This is a genomic window from Ramlibacter cellulosilyticus (genome assembly GCF_014297465.1).
GTDB classification, from domain to species: Bacteria; Pseudomonadota; Gammaproteobacteria; order Burkholderiales; family Burkholderiaceae_C; genus Ramlibacter; species Ramlibacter cellulosilyticus.
In genome coordinates this window covers 86,090-107,704 of record NZ_JACORT010000008.1, presented here as the reverse complement: position 1 = coordinate 107,704, position 21,615 = coordinate 86,090, and the positions used below count along the sequence as shown (strand labels likewise).

At 64.8% G+C, this 21,615-nt stretch carries 18 protein-coding genes, 1 other RNA gene and 3 pseudogenes; 15 read left to right on the top strand and 7 right to left on the bottom strand.

What is annotated here, in order from left to right; translation table 11 throughout:
• Positions 1–30: 30 nt before the first annotated feature.
• From H8N03_RS18100 to H8N03_RS18090, 3 genes are all read left to right on the top strand, one after another.
• Positions 31–1,065, top strand: coding sequence for a polysaccharide biosynthesis protein (locus tag H8N03_RS18100; RefSeq protein WP_187077609.1), 1,035 nt, complete (start codon positions 31–33; stop codon positions 1,063–1,065).
• A 337-nt stretch (positions 1,066–1,402) separates the two neighbouring features.
• Positions 1,403–3,187 (top strand): right-handed parallel beta-helix repeat-containing protein, encoded by a 1,785-nt coding sequence (locus H8N03_RS18095; RefSeq protein WP_187077608.1) that lies wholly within the window; start codon positions 1,403–1,405, stop codon positions 3,185–3,187.
• Between the two features lie 317 nt (positions 3,188–3,504).
• Positions 3,505–4,227 carry a class I SAM-dependent methyltransferase gene (locus tag H8N03_RS18090; RefSeq protein WP_187077607.1) on the top strand — a complete coding sequence of 241 codons (723 nt, stop codon included), beginning with the start codon at positions 3,505–3,507 and terminating at the stop codon, positions 4,225–4,227.
• On the opposite strand, the pseudogene H8N03_RS18085 reads toward H8N03_RS18090, so the two are convergent.
• Positions 4,178–4,519 (bottom strand): annotated as a pseudogene (locus tag H8N03_RS18085) (ATP-binding protein); the annotation flags it as partial. The gene H8N03_RS18090 and the pseudogene H8N03_RS18085 overlap by 50 nt on opposite strands.
• A 39-nt stretch (positions 4,520–4,558) precedes the next feature.
• Here H8N03_RS18085 and tnpA point away from each other — a divergent pair.
• The 5 genes and pseudogenes from tnpA to H8N03_RS26400 all read left to right on the top strand — a co-directional run.
• Positions 4,559–4,897, top strand: a complete 339-nt coding sequence (gene tnpA / locus H8N03_RS18080) for an IS66-like element accessory protein TnpA (RefSeq protein ID WP_222623039.1) — start codon at positions 4,559–4,561, stop codon at positions 4,895–4,897.
• Positions 4,898–4,902: 5 nt separating this feature from the next.
• A complete protein-coding gene (tnpB, locus tag H8N03_RS18075) occupies positions 4,903–5,226 on the top strand; it encodes an IS66 family insertion sequence element accessory protein TnpB (RefSeq protein WP_187077606.1) in 324 nt (107 codons plus the stop codon).
• 89 nt (positions 5,227–5,315) lie between these two features.
• Entirely contained in the window at positions 5,316–6,818 is a 1,503-nt protein-coding gene (tnpC, locus tag H8N03_RS18070) for an IS66 family transposase (protein ID WP_222623045.1), read from the top strand.
• Between the two features lie 10 nt (positions 6,819–6,828).
• Positions 6,829–7,422, top strand: coding sequence for a plasmid pRiA4b ORF-3 family protein (locus tag H8N03_RS18065; protein ID WP_187077604.1), 594 nt, complete (start codon positions 6,829–6,831; stop codon positions 7,420–7,422).
• 49 nt (positions 7,423–7,471) lie between these two features.
• Positions 7,472–7,773, top strand: a pseudogene (locus H8N03_RS26400) (transposase domain-containing protein); the annotation flags it as partial.
• Between the two features lie 154 nt (positions 7,774–7,927).
• On the opposite strand, the gene H8N03_RS18060 reads toward H8N03_RS26400, so the two are convergent.
• Together H8N03_RS18060 and H8N03_RS26690 are read right to left on the bottom strand one after the other, a co-directional pair.
• Positions 7,928–9,865: an acyltransferase family protein gene (locus H8N03_RS18060; protein WP_187077603.1), complete on the bottom strand. Its 1,938-nt coding sequence runs from the start codon at positions 9,863–9,865 to the stop codon at positions 7,928–7,930.
• A 329-nt stretch (positions 9,866–10,194) separates the two neighbouring features.
• Positions 10,195–10,332 (bottom strand): annotated as a pseudogene (locus H8N03_RS26690) (phage integrase central domain-containing protein); the annotation flags it as partial.
• 316 nt (positions 10,333–10,648) lie between these two features.
• On the opposite strand from H8N03_RS26690, the gene H8N03_RS18055 reads away from it, so the two are divergent.
• Entirely contained in the window at positions 10,649–11,338 is a 690-nt protein-coding gene (locus tag H8N03_RS18055) for a methyltransferase domain-containing protein (RefSeq protein WP_187077602.1), read from the top strand.
• A gap of 50 nt (positions 11,339–11,388) precedes the next feature.
• Here H8N03_RS18055 and ssrA read toward each other — a convergent pair.
• Positions 11,389–11,763: a transfer-messenger RNA gene (gene ssrA / locus H8N03_RS18050) on the bottom strand.
• Positions 11,764–11,900: 137 nt separating this feature from the next.
• Between ssrA and galE the strand changes: the two genes are divergently transcribed.
• The 3 genes from galE to H8N03_RS18035 all read left to right on the top strand — a co-directional run bounded on the left by galE (position 11,901) and on the right by H8N03_RS18035 (position 14,313).
• Positions 11,901–13,016 (top strand): UDP-glucose 4-epimerase GalE, encoded by a 1,116-nt coding sequence (galE, locus tag H8N03_RS18045; RefSeq protein ID WP_187077601.1) that lies wholly within the window; start codon positions 11,901–11,903, stop codon positions 13,014–13,016.
• A 10-nt stretch (positions 13,017–13,026) separates the two neighbouring features.
• A complete protein-coding gene (locus H8N03_RS18040; protein ID WP_222623038.1) occupies positions 13,027–13,779 on the top strand; it encodes a YdcF family protein in 753 nt (250 codons plus the stop codon).
• Between the two features lie 111 nt (positions 13,780–13,890).
• Positions 13,891–14,313 carry a VanZ family protein gene (locus H8N03_RS18035; RefSeq protein WP_187077600.1) on the top strand — a complete coding sequence of 141 codons (423 nt, stop codon included), beginning with the start codon at positions 13,891–13,893 and terminating at the stop codon, positions 14,311–14,313.
• 52 nt (positions 14,314–14,365) lie between these two features.
• On the opposite strand, the gene H8N03_RS18030 is transcribed toward H8N03_RS18035, so the two are convergent.
• The 3 genes from H8N03_RS18030 to ompA form a co-directional block, all read right to left on the bottom strand.
• Complete coding sequence (locus H8N03_RS18030) at positions 14,366–15,040, bottom strand: HAD family hydrolase (protein ID WP_222623037.1); 675 nt, start codon at positions 15,038–15,040, stop codon at positions 14,366–14,368.
• Positions 15,037–15,744, bottom strand: a complete 708-nt coding sequence (gene ubiG, locus H8N03_RS18025) for a bifunctional 2-polyprenyl-6-hydroxyphenol methylase/3-demethylubiquinol 3-O-methyltransferase UbiG (protein ID WP_187077599.1) — start codon at positions 15,742–15,744, stop codon at positions 15,037–15,039. The genes H8N03_RS18030 and ubiG overlap by 4 nt, the downstream gene beginning before the upstream one ends.
• A 93-nt stretch (positions 15,745–15,837) precedes the next feature.
• Complete coding sequence (gene ompA, locus H8N03_RS18020) at positions 15,838–16,527, bottom strand: outer membrane protein OmpA (protein ID WP_187077598.1); 690 nt, start codon at positions 16,525–16,527, stop codon at positions 15,838–15,840.
• A 230-nt stretch (positions 16,528–16,757) separates the two neighbouring features.
• On the opposite strand from ompA, the gene gyrA reads away from it, so the two are divergent.
• From gyrA to H8N03_RS18005, 3 genes are all read left to right on the top strand, one after another.
• A complete protein-coding gene (gene gyrA / locus H8N03_RS18015) occupies positions 16,758–19,376 on the top strand; it encodes a DNA gyrase subunit A (RefSeq protein ID WP_187077597.1) in 2,619 nt (872 codons plus the stop codon).
• 256 nt (positions 19,377–19,632) lie between these two features.
• Complete coding sequence (pheA, locus tag H8N03_RS18010) at positions 19,633–20,715, top strand: prephenate dehydratase (protein WP_187077596.1); 1,083 nt, start codon at positions 19,633–19,635, stop codon at positions 20,713–20,715.
• A 21-nt stretch (positions 20,716–20,736) separates the two neighbouring features.
• Positions 20,737–21,609 carry a prephenate dehydrogenase gene (locus H8N03_RS18005; protein ID WP_187077595.1) on the top strand — a complete coding sequence of 291 codons (873 nt, stop codon included), beginning with the start codon at positions 20,737–20,739 and terminating at the stop codon, positions 21,607–21,609.
• Positions 21,610–21,615: the final 6 nt, after the last annotated feature.

Sequence of the window (21,615 nt, the reverse complement as noted above, 5' to 3'; positions counted from 1 at the left end):
AGATCGACAACCCATTCGAAAGGTACGCCTTTGTTCAAGAACAAGAGTCTTCTCATCACCGGTGGAACTGGATCCTTCGGGAACGCTGTCCTGAAGCGCTTCCTGCACACCGACATCGCGGAGATCCGCATCTTCAGTCGCGACGAGAAAAAGCAAGACGATATGCGGAAGGGCTACCAGAACCCAAAGCTGAAGTTCTATATCGGGGATGTCCGAAGCCGCCCCAGTGTCGACGCAGCCATGCGTGGCGTTGACTATGTGTTTCACGCCGCTGCGCTGAAACAGGTCCCTTCTTGCGAGTTCCACCCCATGGAGGCAGTTCGCACTAATGTCCTCGGCACCGAGAACGTTCTCAATGCGGCTATTGCCTCTGAGGTCGCGCGGGTGGTCTGCCTTAGTACCGACAAGGCGGTCTATCCCATCAACGCAATGGGGATCTCCAAGGCGATGATGGAGAAGGTCATGGTCGCGGCCAGTCGGAACCTGGAGGGCACGCGCACGACAATCTGCGGCACCCGCTACGGCAACGTGATGGCCTCTCGCGGCTCCGTGATTCCGCTCTTCGTGGAGCAGGTGCTTGGCGGCAAGCCCATTACCATCACTGATCCCGCCATGACCCGGTTCATGATGACGTTGGACGACGCCGTGGATCTGGTGCTCTACGCGTTCGAGAACGGGACCAATGGAGACATCTTCGTCCAGAAAGCGCCGGCCGCGACGGTGGAAACCCTCGCCGCCGCTATTCTCCAGCTAATGGACCGGCCGAACCACGAGGTCCGGGTAATTGGAACGAGGCACGGCGAGAAGCTTTACGAGGCGCTGCTCAGCCGGGAAGAACGGGCTTCGGCCCAGGATCTGCCAGGCTACTTCCGGGTACCGGCAGACGGGCGGGACCTGAACTACGAAAAGTTCGTCGAGCGGGGCGAACCTCGCATCAGCGAAGCACAGGAGTACACGTCCCACAACACCGAGCGGCTCGACGTCCAGGGAATGAAAAGGCTTCTCTTGAAGCTTGACTTCATGCAGCGCATTACACGCGGCGAACCCGCGTTGCCCGAAGGCTAGCTCTTAAACTAGCGCGCTCACGCCCTTTGTCCGGGGACGAACTGCCACTTGGCGTCAGAGTTCGTGGCGCGGCGCCATAGTGACGGCTGCGCGGCGGCATCCGCGGCTTCGCGGAATTCGATGGCACGCAGGAAGAGCGTGGATTCATACGGGATCCGGAGCCCGTTGTCACAATACACGCTCTTGCCGTCCGTAGCGCGGCCGGCGACAGAAATGCTAACGTCGTTGCCCGGCGATGTTCACATCCTGGCGCCGTCTGCCGCATACTTCGGGGACGAACTGCGCCAGTCCCCGCGCGCAGCGCCGCCGCGGAATTCCGATTGCAGTCAGAAACCCCATGATCATCACTCGCCGGCAAACCCTCGCACTTGCAGCGGCCGGTCTGCCGAACGTAGCTTCGATATCGTCTGCCGCGAGCCCCGAAGCACCGCCGCTCCCGCGCGAAGTACTATTGCAGATGGCGAACCAAGTCAGCGTGTTTGACTTCCTGACGGTGGCTCAGTCGACGGCTGTACGCTCCGGGCGGGACCTCATCGATGTCACGGACGCCATCCAAGCTTGCCTCGATTCTTCTGCGATCAGGGGGCGCACGGTACGATTCCCGGCGGGGACTTACCTGATGGGTCGGGTATTTGTCAGGTCACAGACCGTTCTGCTGATGGACAAAGGAGTGACACTCCGGAAGAGGCCGAACGGCCAGGGTTTGCTGCGGCTCACCCATGTAGAGAATACCCACATCCTTTGTGGTGGTGCCACACTGGATGGGAGCGCCGCGGAGTCCCGCCCCTCCCACACTGTTTACTTCGAATCGGCGCGAAGGTGCAGTATCCGCGACGCTCAAGTCCTGGGATCGGGCCCCAAGGGGGACTGCATCTATGTGGGAGAGGGAAGCCAAGGTCCCTCAGAAGACGTCGTGATCGTGGGCGGTTCTTGCGCCAACGCGCGCAGGAATGGAATCTCAGTCGTCTCGGGTCGCCGCACTCTCATCCACAACGTAGAGATCTTCGGGGCGGCCGGTGCGCCTGGAGCCGGCATCGACGTTGAATCGAATCAGTTCGATCGCGCGACGAGCACGGAGATCCGCCACTGCAATATTCACGATAACGAAAAGTACGGCATTGTCGTTGTGTTTGCCGACGGCGTGAGCATCCATCACAACACCGTCCATCGCAACGGGATCGACGGGATCGCCACGGCGGTCGGAGGGGCCGTGTTCGAGAAGGGGGTCTATCGGCCCAATGTGGACATCCGCGGGATCTCTGCCTTCGATCCGGCGTCCGGCTGGCTAACGTTGGGAGGGGACGCCGCTTCCCTGCCCTTAGGGACGGTGGTCCTGTTTCACACGAGCGGGAACGGACGGGTGCCGACTACGTTCAGCAGCCAGGTCCGATGGGTGGTCTGCGAGAAGCAGCCCGGCAGTGTGCTGAGGATCCGGCTCGGACAGTACTGGCAACACGAAATCAAGACGAACCTCTCGGACGCGGGCGCGGGTCGCCTTGACGAAGACCCTGGCAGATCCGACGTCCGTCTCGTCTGTTATGTTGAAGGGCAGAGCTCCAACCTTGATGTCTCCTCGAATCTTGTAATGGACAACGCTCGGCGCGGGATCACGATCGGCGCGGCCGTCAACGCTGTGGTCCGAAGCAACTATGTCATGCACGGCGGCAGCCAGCAGGCAGTGCACATAAGCTTTTCGAGGAATGTGCTGGTAGAGGCCAACACAATCGAGTCGCGCGGTTCGACTGGCAAGAACGCAGGGCTGCTTGCATTGTCCGCAATCCAGTTGCGAACGATGCGCAACGTCATTCGGGGCTTTCCCGGAGGGGGCATTGTCGCCGTAGGGATCTCAGGCGCTGTCATGGAGCAGGACGATGTCGCTGACTGCGGCATTGCCGCCAACACAGCCATGCACCTGCACTTCTCGCGTGCCGTTAACATCATCGGTGCGCAGATTGCGCCGCCTCCCGCCGGACTTGCAGTCGTGACGACAGAAGTCACGGACTCGATCTTCCAAGACATCCTCCTGCGCGGTTCAGGGGTGGTTGCGAACCCTTTCCGTGTGGAACGGAACGTTGTTAAGCCAGCCGCTGCGTCGAGTGCACCGCGGTCTCCGGCGCGCTAGAGCGGTGGCACAGTTCCATTGGGGCGCCCTCGCTCGCCCGCCTACGGGGAGGCGGGCGCGGTGACTCTTGTGGGTTACGGAAGCGCATGGAGCAAGGCTTCCTGAGCATCTCGGACCAAGAGCGCCGTGGCTTCTGACCCTGGTTATCCCGATAGGTCTCATGCTGTCGCTTGTCCGCCAGCGCGTCGCGTCCGGGAACAAGCACCTTCTTCTGTGGCGGCCAGCGCGACGCTAGACGAGCGCGCGTAACGCTGGACAGCCGCGTTGCGGCATTCGGCTGCAATAATCCAGTCTCTGTCCGCTCCACTGAGCCCCCTATGACCGCACGCCAGAGACAACTTGCCGCCGAGCAACTCGAGGCTTTCTATTCCGACCGGTTGACGGCCGATCAGGTGCAGCACTTCGTGGATCTCACCAGCGGTCTCGACATCGACGGACATGTAGTTGACGTCGGAGGGGGGTGCGGACATTTCGCTCGACTGGCTCAACGGAAAACGGGCAAGCCTGTCCGCGTGATCGACACGGACCCCAAGTCCGTTGAAGCATGTCGCGCGGTTGGAATCGAAGCGGTTGTGGGTGACGCGCTTGCACCTTTGTCTGCCGGGGATGAGGCCGTGGCGTGTTTCAACCTCATGCTGCACCACTTGGTGGCGGACAACGGGAATCTGACCACACGCATGCAGATGCAGGCCCTTACCGCCTGGCGAGGCCGAGTGAAGTACCTCTTCGTGCACGAGTACGTCTACGACTCATTTCTCGGAGATCTGAGCGGCAAGATCATTTATGCGATCACCAGCAGCAAGGCACTCTCCGCCGTTGCCCGCCAGATCGGAAAGATCGTTCCCTCCTTGCGGGCAAACACTTTCGGCGTAGGAGTGCGCTTCCGGAGCGAGGCGAGTTGGATCGACCTCTTCAGAAGTGCGGGGTTTGAAGTCGCGAAATCGACGCGTGGTGACGTTGAGCCGCTACCACTGCCTCGGCGTGCGCTTCTCATTCGGCGCAAGAGTCGCGACAGCTACCTTCTGATCGCGCGGAACTAGGTCGCGCAGCGGTGGGCGGGCAGTTTGAAAGCTCGCCGTTGACCTGCACGATGTGCGCGTGGAGCAGCCGACGATCAAGCATGGCTCCCGTGAGCGTCTGGTCGTTGGCATATTGCGTGAATGGCAGATGGCTGGTATGCACCATGGATCCGCGCTCATACCGTTTGGCCAAGTTGAAGAATAGCGTGACCTCGTCGCGTCCGATCTGCAAGTAGCCGATCTCCTCCGCCAACAATAGCTTCGGCCCAAGGTAAGCGTCCGGCGAACCCACCCTTGAGCGCAGCTGGTTAAGCGGCAAGGATGGTGTCCACCAAGAATTTAGGTGGACACCATGAACGACTCCAAGAAGATCTCTCGGCGGCGCCACAGCGCCGAACTCAAACAGCAGGTACTGGCCGAGTGCGCTCAGCCTGGCGCCTCGGTGGCGAGCGTGGCGCTGTCGCACGGGATCAACGCCAATGTGGTCCACAAGTGGCGGCGCCTGGCCGGCGGTGAGGAGACTGTCGCTACGCCGGCTGCCTTTGTCCCGCTGTCGTTGCCGGCCCCCGCCGCGAGCGCGGTGCCAGACATCCACATCGAGTTGCGCCGCGGTGCAGCGAGCGTGGCCGTGACCTGGCCGGTGGCTGCCGCGGTCGAGTGCGCGGCGTGGATGCGCGAGCTGCTCAAGTGATTCGGGTGGACGCGGTCTGGCTGGCCGTGCAACCGCTGGACATGCGCGCCGGCACGGAGACTGCCCTCGCACGGGTGGTCGATGTCTTTGGCGCCGCCCGGCCGCACCATGCCTACCTGTTTGCCAACCGGCGGGCCAGCCGCATGAAGGTGCTGGTGCACGATGGCATCGGCGTGTGGCTTGCGGCTCGGCGTCTCAACCAAGGCAGGTTCGTCTGGCCTGCAGACATCGGCGGCACGGCATCGCTCACGACAGCCCAGCTCGAAGCGCTGGTGCTGGGCCTGCCGTGGCAGCGGCTGGGCGATGGCGGAATCATCACCGTGCTGTAGTCGCAGGCAATTGCCGATAACGCCGATGCGCACAGCGGCCGCGTGCGGCAAGATCACGCCCCGTGATCGCCGAACAGCACATCGACGCCATGGATGCCGCGCAGCTGCGCGAGCTCACTGCGCGCCTGCTGACTGAAGCGAAGCACAAGGACGCGGTGATCGAGAAGCTCACCCACGAGAACGCGGTCCTGAAGCGGCTGAAGTTCGCTGCGCAGTCGGAGCGCTTCAACGCCGAACAGAAAAGCCTGCTGGACGAAACCCTGGATGCCGACCTGCAGGCGGTCGCTGAGGAGACTGAACATCTCGCGCCGCGGGCGGCCGCGCCGCGCGAGCGACAGCAAGCCAAGCGCCAGCCGCTGCCGGTGAGCTTGCCACGCCGCGAAGTGCGCCACGAACCTGCGAGCACCACCTGTGCGTGCGGCTGCCAGATGAAGCGCATCGGCGAGGACGTCGCCGAGAAGCTCGATTACCAGCCCGGCGTCTTTACGGTGGAGCGCCACGTGCGCGGCAAATGGGCCTGCGCCGAATGCGAGCGCCTGGTGCAGGCGCCGGTGGCCGCGCACATCATCGACAAGGGCATCCCCACCGCGGGATTGCTCGCCCAGGTGCTGGTGGCCAAGTATGCCGACCACCTGCCGCTGTACCGCCAGGAAACGATCTTTGGCCGCGCCGGCTTCGCGATTCCCCGCTCCACGCTGGCACAGTGGGTTGGCTCCGCAGGCGTGCAATTGCAGCCGCTGGTGGATGCCATGCGGGACGACCTCCTCAGGCGGCGAGTGCTGCACGCCGACGAGACGCCGGTGGCAATGCTCGATCCCGGCGCAGGCAAGACCAAGCGTGCCTACCTTTGGAGCTACTGCAGCACCAGCTTCGATCGGGATAGGTTGGTCGTGTTCGACTTCGCCGAGGGCCGGGCGGGACGGCATGCGATGGAGTTCCTGGGCCACCCTGGCGAGCAGGCCTGGCGCGGTGCGCTGGTGTGCGACGACTACGCCGGATACAAGGCGCTGTTTGCCCAGGGCATTACCGAGGCCGGCTGCCTGGCGCACGCGCGGCGCAAGTTCCACGAGCTGTGGGCCAACCACAAGAGCACGCTGGCAGAGCAGGCGCTGGCGCTGTTTGCCAGGCTATATGAGGTCGAACGGGAGATCGCCGACTTGCCGGCGGACGAGCGCCTGCGGTTACGGCAGCTCAAGGCCAGGCCTGCGGCCGATGCGCTACATGCCTGGCTGCTCGCGCAGCGGCAGAAGGTGCCGCCGGGGTCGGCCACCGCCAAGGCGATGGATTACAGCATCGCACGCTGGTCAGCGTTGGTGCGCTATATCGACGACGGTGATCTGCCGGCGGACAACAACTGGGTGGAGAACCAAATCCGACCGATCGCCATAGGGCGCAACAACTGGCTGTTTGCCGGCTCGCTGCGCGCGGGCAAGCGGGCCGCCGCGATCATGAGTCTCGTGCACTCGGCCAAGCTCAATGCGCATGAACCGCATGCCTATCTGAAAGACGTCATGCAGCGCCTGCCGACGCAGCCGGCCAGCCGCATCGGCGAGTTGTTGCCGCATCGCTGGACTCCTCAGCCCGGCTGCTAACCTTGGCGGGATGGTTACCCGCAAGACCGGCCCCGATCGCCGCATCGCCCCGCAGCACGTTTACCAACTGCTGGTTCGCCTCGCCGACATCGAGCCGGCGATCTGGAGGCGCCTGTGGGTACCGGGCACCCTGACTCTCGCCAAGCTCGATCGCGTGATCCAGGCCGCCATGGGCTGGACCAACAGCCACCTGCACGCATTTCAAATCGCAGACCGACGCTATGGAGTGCGCAATGACGAGTGGGGCCTGGACGGTGACCTGCTTGAAGACAAGCGATTCCGACTTGACGACGTCCTTGGCAGTGCCATTCAGGAATTCGAGTACGTCTACGACTTCGGGGATGACTGGCGGCACCTGATAAAGATCGAGCAAGTTCTGCAGCCGCTGGAGGACGTCAACACATGGCCAATGTGTCTCGCCGGCGCCAATGCGTGCCCCCCGGAGGATGTCGGCGGCACGCCCGGCTACATGGACTTCCTGCAGGCCATGCGTGACCCTGCGCACGTGGAACACGGAGCCATGTGGCTATGGTGGGGCGGCCCGTTTGACCCGAACGGCTTCGATCTCAATGCGGCGAACCTGGCGCTACGCCGCCTGCGCTGACCAGCTTGCAGGTCAACATGCGATCGCCGGACGCTTACGGCCCAAGTACCGCGCGATTGAGTATTCCCTCAGCCGGCGGCGATGGCCGGCACTTACCCGGTACATACGATGGCGACCTGCCCGCCGACAACAACTAGGTCGTGAACAGATCCGGCCCATTGCGATCGGCCGCTCCAACTGGCTCTTTGCGGGCAGGCTGCGGGCTGGAAAGCGCGCTGCAGCGATCATGAGCCTGATCCACTCGATCCGCATGAACGAGCACGACCCGTACGCCTACTTGCGTGATGTCCTGAGCGGCTGCCCACACAGCCAGCCAACCGCATCGGCGAGCTGCTGCCGCATCGCTGGCAGCTTGAGATACCAAAGTACTCCCAGATTCGGGGCGGTCAAGACGGCGCCACCGGACGCTTACGGAGCACACTCGGTGCTACCGTCCGGCATGCTAGCGCAACGCTACAGAACCTCCAGAGCGCTGAGTTTGACCGGATACAAAGGGGGCCTGTACCTAGGGAATGGATATGCTCGAGCGGCCGAGTACTTGGGCGAATCCCATCGAACGAACAACGTACTCGGAGCCGTGCGGCGTCAGGTGCCCGCGATCGCGATAAACGCTCTTGCCTTCAACAACGCTATGGCACTTCAGTTCAGTGCACATGGCTGACGTGGGGAGCAGCAAGACGGCACCAGTGCTCAATGAGGCTGTTCGGAGCTCATCGAGCACGTTGCCCAGCCTGCCTTGAATCTCATCGCGAAGAGGATCACAGTTATCCAGCCCGGCCAGAACGCGTCCAGTTAATGCCCGCGCGTTGCACGCGCCGACATCATATTTGGCCATTGCTGTCGGCCCCACGAGGACGACCTGCTTACCGAGCGCCTGCAATTCGCGAATGGTGCTGAGAAGATGCGACCTAGTCACTTCCGCCGACCAAGGGCGCTGGTGGTCCACATCAAAGAGTTGCTGACCGCCTGAATTGAGGACTTGAACCCAGGAACTGGCGAGCACCACGAAACGCACCGACGGCATGTCGCGCAACGACTCGACTACGCCACGATTGAATGCGATGCAGTCCCTTGCCCAACTCTCGTTGTAGCCTCCACTGGTGTGTGCCAGACCAACCAGCGGGCTGCACGCCGATTTCGTTGCCTGAACAAACGGCCACTGTGGACCCATCACCTTTGTGAATCCAGGCACAAGATGCATTGCAAAGCTGTCGCCCCACAAAACCATCTCGGGATCATTCCCCGTTCGACATACTGCCAGTTGTTTGTACTTGCCACCTTGTTGGTCGCAGGCTTGGGAAAGGCCAATTTGTGGGCCCATTCCTGGCATGGGAGTCGAAACATGTGCAATTGCTGCGGCACAGACTGCCAGGCCGCCAGCGCCGAGCCCGAGGCCAACCCACATGCGCTTTTCAGGCTGAAGCCAGCCATTGAGGAGTGGCTGCTCCACAAATTTGTATTGTAGGTAACCTAGCACCAATGAAACCAAGACGAGAGCTGCGCACAGCCACACAGGGGGCTCTCCGAGATACACAATAAAGGCGAAGGCGAAAAGCGGCCAATGGACGAGGTAGACAGAGTACGACCAGTCTCCCAGCCGCGCCACCGCCTTCGTTATAAGGTTCTCGCGCAGCCAAACGCTTGAGCCAAGCAGCATTACGCTCGTGGTCAGGCAAATGAGCGCAGCACCAATACCCGGATGCTGTGCACCTCGCCACCTGACAAGTACGACAGCCGTCAGTGCGAGCGCGACAAGCTTTATCGGATATGGAACCTGCAACTGGGGCCGCCGCAGCATGACCCAAGCTGCAAAACCGCCGATTAGCAGTTCCCACGCACGAGCGGGCAACATGAAGAATGCCGCCTTCGCGGCTGCCTTAGTCGAAAGATGGGGAACTTCGCCTCGCATAAGGAGATAGCACAGAGCTGCACTTAGCCCTGCGGCCCCCACCAGCAGCCAAGGCCGACCGCGCATTGGGGTGAACCATAAGATTGCCGGCGCGATGAAGTAGAACTGCTCCTCGAGCGAAAGGGACCAGATGTGCAGAAGCACTTTTGTCTCTGCTTCCCCGGCAAAGTAACCTGTCTGCTGCGCGAGGAAGAAATTGGCGGTAAACGTCAGAGCGCCAATGAGTTGCTTGGCGTAGTCTCCGAATTCCGCTGGAGTGAGCAGGAACACCGCTAAAACGGTGGTCACCGACAGAGTCGATATTGTCGCAGGAAGCAAACGGCGAGCGCGGCGTCTGTAAAAATTATGGAAGCTAAAGGTACTGCGTTCCAGGTCCCGCAGGATCATGCCCGTGATTAAGAATCCGGAGATGACGAAAAAGACGTCGACGCCGAGGTATCCAGCGACAAAAGTCTCCTTAAACGCGTGGAACAGTACCACCGACAGCACCGCGACGCCGCGCAAGAACTGGATGTCAAACCTCTTGCCGACCATAGACGCCTCGTCGAATCTTCTGGCGCGGAATGGTACCTGATGAGAGACACTCGGCAAGGCTTACGACGCCGATCACCTGGAACAGCCGCGAGAAGCTGATCGGGGACCCTCTCCGACAGACATTGCGCCCGCAATCCGGCGGCAGATCTGCGCGAGGCGTGCAACCGGCCCCAACACCCACCACGCCACGCGAAGGTGGGCCGCTGCAGGACATGCTTGAGTACGCCGGGCCACCCCTTAACGCGGCTACGTTGAGGTTGTCGGCGATGCTGATGGTCCGCCTGGCAAACTGCGGCAACTTGAATGCAGCCCACCAGCTTCCAGGTTTGCGGCGCCCACCTTCCACGCCGTCCTGCAGCGATGCCGAAGCGGACGACTTGGCCACAACCGCCCTTCACCGGGTGCGCGGCGGTCGCGCCACGCGCCTCGACCTTCCGCAGCACCGCCAGCGGGTCCGGCGCGTCGATATCCGTGTGTCAGCCGACTACCCAGCCACGAACACAACGTTCTCAAGCGCGTGTTGGTGCGCGTGGCCATCGCTGACCTTGCTTGGTGAATGTTGGACTCCCAGTCCCGAGCGACGGCCCAGTTGCGGCAACAGCCTCAGGAAGCTGCACTCAAGGAACCGGGACGGAACTCAGGGCTTGAGGAGCCCCCCAAAGCTTCACGCCGACGGTGCCGCCCCCTGTCTCGCTTGGCCCACGTCTCGTCTGCGGGCTACGGTAGAGCCGCTCCTCCCCATGTATCCTCCACCCTCAGGTTGCTGGACGAGGATCAGAGGGTATGCACGACACCGCACTCCACTACGCGGAGGTCTTTTTTCGGACGTACGTCGGCGGCACTGGCCCCAAGCGGGTCGTGGACATCGGCTCCCAGGACGTGAACGGGTCGCTGCGCTCTGTGGCCCCGGCAGATTGCGAGTACATCGGCCTGGATTTCGTCGAGGGCAAGGGCGTCGACGTCCGCATCACGGATCCGTACAACCTGCCCCTGGAGACCGGGTACGCCGACGTATGCGTGTCCTCCTCCTGCTACGAGCATTCCGAGTTCTTCTGGCTCGCATTCCTGGAGAACATGCGCATCCTCAAGCCGGGCGGCCTGTTCTACTTGAATGTGCCCTCCAACGGCTACTTCCACCGCTACCCCGTCGACTGCTGGCGCTTTTACCCGGACAGTGGTACCGCCCTGCAGAACTGGGGACGCCGGAACGGCTACCCGGTGACTCTCCTCGAGTCATTCGTGGGCAAGCAGAAGAACGCGGACTGGAACGACTTCATCGCCGTGTTCGCCAAGGACGACGACCCGCAGCGGCTGCCCTCGCAGCGGATGCTCGATGTCCTGAAGGACTTCACCAACGGGAAGGTGGCGGAGCAGGACGGCTTCCGCAACTACAACGACGTGCCGGAAGACATGTCGCCGATGATTTGGCAGATCAGGAAGCGCTTCCGCCGCCTGCTGCGCCCGGCGAGCTGAGCCCTCGGACCGCGTAGCGAGGCGGAGACGGTCCCGCGACCCGTGAAAGATGGTGGAGCTGGCGGGAATTGAACCCGCGTCCGCAAGCCTTCTCCGAGCAGTTCTACATGTTTAGCGGTCTGTTTTGGATCTCGCCACTCGCGTCGCGCAGTCGCACGCTACGCAAGCAGCCAGTGCCCTATTTTCTCGCTCCCGCCCAAGGCACCCGGACAGAAGCCAGCCAATGTAAGTACCCTTGCAGCTAGGACCTTGCGACCCTAACCCAGCCCATCGGCCAACTGTTGCAAGGCTCACCGGCAATTAAGCGGCGAGGGCGAAACGTTCGTCGTTCGCAGTTAGTTTGTTTCAGCTGGATTAACGAGGGAAACTGATCCTCGACATGCCCTGCTGCGTGTCCGAACCCACGTCGAAACCAGTGCAGCCCCAGGAGTGCGTAGTTTAAGGCATGGGGGGAGATTTCAAGAGGGTGGCTGGGCAAAGGCCTTGCGTGCCCTCACCCCAGCCCTCTCCCAGAGGGAGAGGGAGCAAATCCGGGGGAGCGGGGTCGGTATAGTCGCGGGCCATGAGCCAGGCGCAGCCTTCCGTTTCCATCCTTTGCACCGGCGGCGCCGGGTATATCGGCAGCCACACGGTCGTCGCGCTGCAGGAGGCCGGGTTCCGGCCGGTGATCCTGGACAACTTCCGCAACAGCAACCGGGTCGTGCTGGACCGGCTGGAGCGGATCCTCGGCTCCCGGCCGCTGCTGGAGGAAGGGGATGTGGGCGATGCCGCGTTCGTCGAAGACGTGCTGCGGCGGCACCGGCCGGCGGGAGTGATCCACTTCGCGGGGGACAAGGCGGTGGGGGAAAGCGTGGCCCAGCCGCTGAAGTACTTCGAGAACAACCTGGGTGGGGCGATCAGCCTGCTGAAGGCGATGGAGGCGGTGTATCTGGGTGCAGGCGGGGACAAGGGTGCCCTGGTTCCCCGCTTTCGCGGAGATGACGGAGGGGGAGCGGGGGATGTGGCGGTCGGGCCGACCCTCGTGTTTTCGAGCAGCGCCACCGTCTACGGCGATCCCGCCACCGTCCCGATCACCGAAGACTTCCCCCGCAGCCACACCAACCCCTATGGCCACACCAAGCTGGTCATCGAGGACATGCTCCAGGCCGTCGCCAAGGCGCAGCCTGCCTGGCGCATCGGCATCCTCCGCTACTTCAACCCCGTCGGCGCGCACCCCAGTGGGCTCATCGGCGAAGACCCGAGCGGCATCCCCAACAACCTCATGCCGTACGTGACCCAGGTCGCCGTCGGCATGCGCCCCTATCTCAACGTCTTCGGCAGCGACTACCCCACGCCGGACGGCACGGGGGTCCGTGACTACATCCACGTGACGGACCTCGCCGCCGGCCATGTCGCGGCCGTGCGCACCCTGCTCGCGCGGCCGGAGAACTTCACCGTCAACCTGGGCACCGGCCGCGGCTACACCGTGCTGGAGGTCGTGCGCGCCTTCGAGCAGGCCAGCGGCCGCAAGGTTGCTTACCAGCTGGTCGACCGCCGGCCGGGCGACGTGGCCCAGTGCTACGCGGATCCGTCGCTGGCCAAGCGCCTGCTGGGCTGGGAGGCCAAGCACACGTTGCAGGACATGTGCGCCGACGCGTGGCGCTGGCAGAGCGCCAACCCGCAGGGCTACGCGGGCTGAGATCGGGTTCGTGCCTTACCTGGTTTCCAAGCTCGCGATCGCGCTGATCTCTCCGCTCGGTACGGCGCTCGTCCTGGCCCTGCTGGGATTGGGGCTGACGCGATGGGCTCGGCGCATCGGCACTCTGCTGGCCTTCCTGGCGCTCGCATGGCTCTGGCTCTGGTCCACGCCAGCAGCGAGTGAGTGGCTGGAGCAGCGCACCGAAGCCGCCTTCCCGCCGCAGCGCGTCGAGGAGGTGCCGTTCGCACCGGCCATCGTGGTTCTTGGCGGCGGGGTCGTGCCGCCGACGGAAGCGAATCGCTACCCCGACCTCAACCAGGCGTCCGACCGCGTCTGGCACGCCGCCCGCCTGTTCCGCGCCGGCAAGGCATCACTGATCTTTCTGAGTGGCGGCAGCGATCCTGAGATCAGCGCGATGTCCGAAGCCAAGGCCATGCGCGCCCTGCTCGTCGACCTCGGCGTGCCACCCGCCCGCATCGTGCTGGAAGAGCGCAGCCGCAATACCCGCGAGAACGCGGAGTTCACGGCGCCCCTGCTGCGGGACTACCGCGTGCAGCGCGTGCTGCTGGTGACGTCGGCGCTGCACATGCACCGGGCGGTGGCGGAGTTCGAGCGCGCGGGCGTGCAGGTGATTCCGGCTCCGACGGATCATTCGCAGCGCACCGTGGGCGGGGCGCGGCTCTGGGTGCCCGATACGGGTGCCCTGGATACGGCAAGCCGGACGATGAAGGAACTGGTGGGGCGAGCGCTGGTGACACGCTGAGCTGCCTCCAGGACGAGTTCATGGATCCCGGCCTCCGCCGGGATGACAACGGAGGCTGGACGCGCACCCGTCCGACATCCCCCTGCCGAGCAGCTTGCTAGCCTGCTCGGCGTGAAGCGCGCACTCCCTCTCTTCCGGTTCGGCCTCGCGCTGGCCATCGCCCTCGTCGCCGTCGCCCTCCTCGTCCCCTACCCCGCCTTGGTCCACATCCAGACGGACGTCCCCTGGCTCGGCCACACCGTGCGCTGGCTCGACAGCCGCGTGCCGGGTTTCGACCTGGACCACTTGGTGGCGTTTGCCGCCGTGGGATTCTTCATGGCCTTGTCGCGGCTGAAAGGCGGATTCGGCCTGGCCCTCGCCTGCTTCGTGGCCGCGGCGGTGCTCACGGAGTTCGCGCAGCTGCTGTTGCCGACAAGGTCGCCGCAGTTGGCGGATGCGGCGATGGATGTCGTCGGGGGGACGCTGGGGTATGCGGTGGGGTGGGTGCTGGCGGCGGGGGTGTCGAGGAGGATGGAGCGCGCTGGCGGGCGCTGAGCGTGCCCTCACCCCAGCCCTCTCCCAGAGGGAGAGGGAGAAATACCGACGGTCAGGCGGGGACGCGGAAGCGGAGGAGGGGCAGAAGGGCCAGCGGCGTCTCGATATGGATATCGGCGCCCCACTCTTTCACGTCCGTGGTACCCAGGTAGCCGTAAGTAGCCGCGACCGTGCCCATGCCAGCGGCCTTGCCCGCCAACATGTCCCGCAAGTCGTCGCCTACATACACACACTCGATCGGCTTCACATTCAACTGCCGCGCCGCCTCCAGCAACGGCGCCGGGTGCGGCTTCGGGTGCGGGGTCGTATCGCCACCGACAACGGTCCGCGCCGTCGAAAACAGCGGCATCCCCTTGGTCAAGGGACCCGCGAAGCGCATCGACTTGTTCGTCACCACCCCCCACGCCACGTCGCGCTCCACCAGCGAGTCGATCAGCTGCTTCACGCCTTCGAACACGTAGGTCCGCTGCGTCATGCAGCTCTCATAGTTGCGGAAGAACTCCTCGCGCATGTCCGCGAACTCGGGGTGGTCCGGGCCGATGCCGAAGGCGATGCCCAGCATGCCGCGCGCGCCGGCGCCGGCCATGTGGCGGTAGGACTCCAGGGGCAGCGACGGCATCCCGCGGTCCGTGCGCATCTTGTCGGCCGCGGCTCCCAGGTCCGGCGCGCTGTCGATCAGGGTGCCGTCCAGGTCGAAGAGGACGGCCTTCACGTCTTGCGTGATCATGTTTTCCGGGCCACGGCCAGGTAGTTGACGCTGGTGTCGCCACTGAGCGAGTAGCGGCGCGTCATCGGGTTGTATTCCATGCCCTGCGTCTGCAGCAGCTCCAGCCGCGCGTCGCGGCACCAGCGCCCCAGCTCGCTCGGCTTGATGAATTTCAGGTATTCGTGCGTGCCCCGCGGCAGCATGTTCAGCACGTACTCCGCGCCGACGATGGCGAAGAGGAAGGCCTTGGGGTTGCGGTTGATCGTGGAGAAGAAGACCCAGCCGCCCGGCTTCACCAGCGTCGCCGCCGCGGCGACCACCGATTCCGGCCTCGGCACGTGTTCCAGCATCTCCATGCAGGTCACCACGTCGTACTGGCCGGCCTGTTCCGCGGCCAGGGCCTCGGCGCTCACCTCGCGGTATTCGACGTTGGGCGTGCCCGCCTCCAGCGCATGCAGCTGCGCCACGCGCAGCGCCTTGGTGGAGAGGTCGATGCCCAGCACGTTGGCGCCCTTGCGGGCCATGCTGTCCGCCAGGATGCCGCCGCCGCAGCCGATGTCCACCACCTTCTTGCCGCTCAGGCCCGCCAGGCCGTCGATCCAGGCCAGGCGCAGGGGGTTGATGGCATGCAGCGGCCCGAACTCGCTGTCCGGGTCCCACCAGCGGTGGGCCTGCTCCGAGAACTTGGCCAGTTCCAGGGGGTCGGCGTTCAGGGTTTCGTTCATGGCAATGGCTGCGATTGTGGAACGGCTGGCTCGTGAGTAAATGAAAAAGGGCCCGCAGCGCGGGCCCTTTGTGCAGCTTTTCTCGCTGCCGTATCAGCGGTTGGCGCGCGTGCCGACCACTTCGATTTCCACGCGGCGGTTCTTCGCGCGGCCTTCGGCGGTCTTGTTGTCGGCCACGGGCTGCTTCTCGCCCTTGCCTTCGGTGTACACGCGGTTCTTCTCGATGCCCTTGGTGACCAGGTAGGCCTTCACGGCTTCGGCGCGGCGCACCGACAGGCGCTGGTTGTACGTGTCGGTACCGACGGAGTCGGTGTGGCCCACGGCGATGATCACTTCGAGGTTGATGCCCTGGATCTTGGAGACCAGGTCATCCAGCTTCGCGCGGCCTTCCGGCTTCAGCACGGCCTTGTCGAAGTCGAAGAACGCGTCGGCGGCGTACGTCACCTTGGTCGCGGCGGGCGGCTGGGGCGCGGGCGCGGGCGGACGGGCGGCCGGGGCGGGAGCCGGGGCCGGGACGGCGGCGCGGGGGGCCGGAGCCGGGGCCGGAGCGGCAGCACGCACCAGGGCGCCGTCGCAGCCGACGGCGGCGGTGGCGGGCGTCCAGTTGGCGTCGCGCCAGCACAGTTCATTGGTGCCGTTGCGCCAGACGTATTCGCCCGTGCCGTTTTGCCAGTTGTCGACCTGCGTGCCGCCGTTTGCGGCGGTCACACGGCCTTGCGCACCGGCAGTGGTTGCCAGCGCAGCGGTGGCAATCAGCAGCGCCACTTTGTTCAGTTTCTTCATGGTTCTCCTCTTGGGGAAAAGATTCGCAGCTGCGCTGCGCCAACACTACGTCCTGCGTGACCTATTCACCAGTTACGTTCGGGTCATTGTGCCATAGCGACTTACGCAATCAACGACTCTGCCGCAAGGAGTTCGTAGGACGAAAGCCCAATTCGGGGCCCTTTGTTGCCATGAGGCCACAGCCCGGCGAAAACGTAAAATCTTCGGTTTCCTGCCTCCAGCCGTAGCCCATGACCTCCTTCGCCAAGGAAACCCTGCCCGTCAGCCTCGAGGAGGAGATGCGGCGCAGCTACCTCGATTACGCCATGAGCGTGATCGTGGGCCGCGCCCTGCCAGACGCCCGCGACGGCCTCAAGCCGGTGCACCGGCGTGTGCTCTACGCGATGCACGAGCTGAACAACGACTGGAACCGGCCGTACAAGAAGTCCGCCCGTATCGTCGGCGACGTCATTGGTAAATACCACCCGCACGGCGACCAGTCGGTCTACGACACCATCGTGCGGCTGGCGCAGGACTTCTCCATGCGCCACATGCTGGTGGATGGCCAGGGCAACTTCGGCTCGGTCGACGGCGACAACGCCGCGGCCATGCGGTACACCGAAATCCGCCTGGCCAAGATCGCGCACGAGATGCTGGCCGACATCGACAAGGAGACGGTCGATTTCGGGCCCAACTACGACGGCAGCGAGAAAGAGCCGCTGGTCCTGCCCTCCAAGCTGCCCAACCTGCTGGTCAACGGCTCCGGCGGCATCGCGGTGGGCATGGCCACCAACATCCCGCCGCACAACCTCAACGAGATCGTCGACGCCTGCCTGCACCTGCTGCGCAACCCGGAAGCGAGCATCGACGAACTGATGGAGATCGTGCCCGCGCCGGACTTCCCCACGGGCGGCATCATCTACGGCATCTCCGGCGTCAAGGAAGGCTATCGCACGGGCCGCGGCCGCGTGGTGATGCGCGCCAAGTGCCACTTCGAGGAGATCGACCGCGGACAGCGCACCGCGATCATCGTCGACGAGATCCCCTACCAGGTCAACAAGAAGACGCTGCAGGAGCGCATGGCCGAACTGGTGCACGAGAAGAAGCTCGAAGGCATCAGCCACATCCAGGACGAGAGCGACAAGTCCGGCATGCGCCTCGTGATCGAGCTCAAGCGCGGCGAGGTGCCCGAGGTCGTCCTGAACAACCTGTACAAGCAGACGCAGCTGCAGGACACGTTCGGCATGAACATGGTGGCGCTGATCGACGGCCAGCCCCGCCTGTGCAACCTGAAGGACCTGGTCGAGGTCTTCCTGCAGCACCGCCGCGAGGTCGTGACGCGCAGGACGGTGTTCAACCTGCGCAAGGCCCGCGAGCGCGGCCACGTGCTGGAAGGCCTGGCCGTCGCCCTGGCCAACATCGACGAATTCATTCGCATCATCCGCGAGTCGCCCACGCCGCCGGTGGCGAAGACGGAGCTGATGGCACGCGGCTGGGACTCGTCGCTCGTGCGCGAGATGCTCACGCGCGCCCGCGCCGACGGCACCGTGATCAGCGCCGACGACTATCGTCCCGAAGGCCTCGAGAAGCAGTACGGCCTGCATGCCGACGGCCTGTATCGCCTCTCGGACACGCAGGCTTCCGAAATCCTGCAGATGCGCCTGCAGCGCCTCACGGGCCTGGAGCAGGACAAGATCGTTTCCGAATACCGCGAAGTGATGGCGGAGATCGACGACCTGCTGGACATCCTGGCCCGCCCCGAGCGCGTGTCGACGATCATCACCGAGGAACTCACCGCGCTGCGCACCGAGTTCGGCCAGGGCAAGCTGGGCGCGCGCCGTTCCACGATCGAGCACAACGCGCAGGACCTCGCCACCGAGGACCTCATCACGCCCACCGACATGGTGGTGACGCTCTCGCATGCGGGCTACATCAAGAGCCAGCCGCTGTCGGAATACCGCGCGCAGAAGCGCGGCGGCCGCGGCAAGCAGGCCACGCAGACGAAGGAAGACGACTGGATCGACCAGCTGTTCATCGCCAACACGCACGACTACCTGCTCGCCTTCTCCAACCGGGGCCGCCTCTACTGGCTCAAGGTGTGGGAGGTGCCGGCGGGCTCGCGCGGGTCGCGCGGGCGCCCCATCGTCAACATGTTCCCGCTGCAGGAAGGCGAGAAGATCAACGTGGTGCTGCCGCTCACGGGCGAGTTCCGCAGCTTCCCGGCGGACCACTACGTGTTCATGGCCACGTCCATGGGCACGGTCAAGAAGACGGCGCTCGACGAGTTCAACAACCCGCGCAAGGGCGGCATCATCGCCGCCAACCTGGACGACGGCGACTTCCTGATCGGCGCGGCGCTCACCGACGGCAAGCACGACGTGATGCTGTTCTCCGACGGCGGCAAGGCCGTGCGCTTCCACGAGGAAGACGTGCGTCCGCTGGGCCGCGTGTCGCGCGGCGTGCGGGGCATGTCGCTGGAGGCGGGGCAGAGCGTCATCGCGATGCTGGTGGCGGAGGACGAGCAGCAGAGCGTGCTCACCGCCACCGAGAACGGCTACGGCAAGCGCACGCCCATCGGCGAGTACACGCGCCATGGCCGCGGCACCAAGGGCATGATCGCCATCCAGCAGAGCGAGCGCAACGGCAAGGTCGTCGCCGCCACGCTGGTGCACGCGGACGACGAGATCATGCTGATCACCGACCGCGGCGTGCTGGTGCGCACCCGCGTGAGCGAGATCCGCGAGCTGGGTCGCGCCACGCAGGGCGTGACGCTGATCGGGCTGGATGAAGGGTCGAAGCTGAGCGGGCTGCAGCGCATCGTGGAGAACGATGCGGGGAATGGCGAGGGCGAGGAGCCGGCGGGGGAATGACCGCTGGCGCGGGCGGTGGGGTTCGCTGACGCTCACCGTCCGCGGCTTCGCCGCGCCACCCTACAACTCCGAGGCGCCATCGTTTCATTTCGAATCGCCGCGCGATCGTCTTGCCCGAAATCGCCACGGCCGCTCCCTGTAGGGTGGCCCGGCGACCGCCGGGGCAGGTGAGCGCCAGCGAACCCCACCGCTCTCCTTTCCCGCCTCACCCCACCGCTCTTCCGCCCACCCCTCCCGGTATAGTTCACGCTTCCGCATGCCCAAGTCCCTCCTCGAACTCCGCACCGGCATCGACCAGGTCGACCGCGAACTCCTGGCCCTGCTCAACCAGCGTGCCGCCCTCGCCAACGAGGTGGGCGAGCTCAAGCGCGCCGAAGGCTCGCCGGTGTTCCGGCCCGAGCGCGAGGCGCAGGTGATCAACGGCCTGCAGGCCGCGAACGCCGGCCCGCTCAAGGGCGAGAGCCTCGCCCACATCTGGCGCGAGATCATGTCCGCCTGCCGCGCCCTCGAGGCGCCGCAGCGCGTGGCCTACCTCGGCCCCGCCGGCACCTTCAGCGAGCAGGCCGCGGTGCAGTTCTTCGGCTCCAGCATCGAGCGCGTGCCCTGCGTCAGCATCGACGAGGTCTTTCGCGCCACGGCGGCCGGCACGGCCGAATATGGCGTCGTGCCCGTGGAGAACTCCACGGAAGGCGTGGTCGCCCGCTCGCTGGACTTGTTCCTCGGCTCGCCCCTGCACATCGTGGGCGAAACCAGCCTGCTGGTGCGCCACAACCTCCTGCGCAAGGACAACTCGCTGGCGGCGATCGAGGCGGTGCTGGCCCATCCCCAGGCCCTGGCGCAGTGCCATGGCTGGCTCAACAACCACCTGCCGGACGTGGAGCGACGCGCCGTTTCCAGCAACGCCGAAGGCGCCCGCCTGGCGTCCACCAACCCCGCCTGGGCGGCCATCGCCGGCGAGCGGGCCGGGGCCGAGTTCGGCCTGCACACGGTGGCCCACGCGATCCAGGACGACGCCTTCAACCGCACCCGCTTCGCCGTGGTCTGCCTGCCGCAGACGCTGGCCGCGCCCGAGGCCTCCGGCAAGGATTGCGTGAGCCTGATCGTTTCGGTTCCCAACAAGCCCGGCGCGGTGCATGATCTGCTCGTCCCGCTGAAGCAGCACGGGGTGTCGATGACGCGGTTCGAGTCGCGCCCGGCACGCTCGGGCCAGTGGGAGTACTACTTCTACATCGACCTGCAAGGGCATCCTTCCCAGCCGAACGTGGCGGCGGCGCTGAAGGACCTGCAGGGGCTGTGTGCTTTCTACAAGGTGCTGGGCACCTATCCGTTGGGCGAATAAGCGAAGAACAAGATGGCGGCCATGTTTGAACAACTGGGGTTGATCGGGTGCGGCCTGATGGGCGGCTCGTTCGCCATGGCCATGAAGCGCGCCGGCCTCGTCAAGCGCGTGGTGGGCTACAGCAAGTCGCCCTCCACCACCGAGCGCGCACGCCAGATGGGCGTGATCGACGTCGAGGCGCCCTCGGCGCTGCTGGCCGTGTCGGGCGCGGACGTCGTGCTGCTCGCCGTGCCCGTGGCCGCGACGGAGTCCACCTTCAAGGCGATCCGCCACCTGGTCACCGCGAACATGCTGGTGATGGACGTCGGCTCGACCAAGCGCGACGTGGTGGATGCCGCCCGGCGCGTGCTGCGCGACCACGTCGGCTCCTTCGTGCCGGCGCACCCGATCGCGGGCAAGGAAGTTTCCGGCGTGGAGCACGCCGACCCGGACCTGTACACGGGCCAGCAGGTGATCCTGACCCCGATCGACAAGACCCAGCCGGGGCACCTGAAGAAGGCGCAGGACCTCTGGGAAGGCCTCGGCTGCCGCGTGCAGCAGATGGCACCGGACACGCACGACGCCGCCTTCGCCGCCGTGAGCCACCTGCCGCACCTGCTCGCCTTCGCGCTGATGCACGGGATCATCCACCAGCAGAACGGCAAGGAGATCCTGGGGCTCGGCGGTCCGGGCTTCAAGGACTTCACCCGCATCGCGGCGAGCGACCCGAAGATGTGGCGCGACATCCTGCTGGCCAACCGGCTCGAGCTGGTGGAGCAGGCCAAGATCTTCCAGCGCAGCATGATGAACATGCTGCAGATGGCGGAAGAAGGCAACGGCGAGAAGCTGGAAGAGATGATCGCCGAGGCGAGCCTGGTGCGCTCGCACTGGCGCATGGGCCAGAAGGCGAAGTAAGGGGGA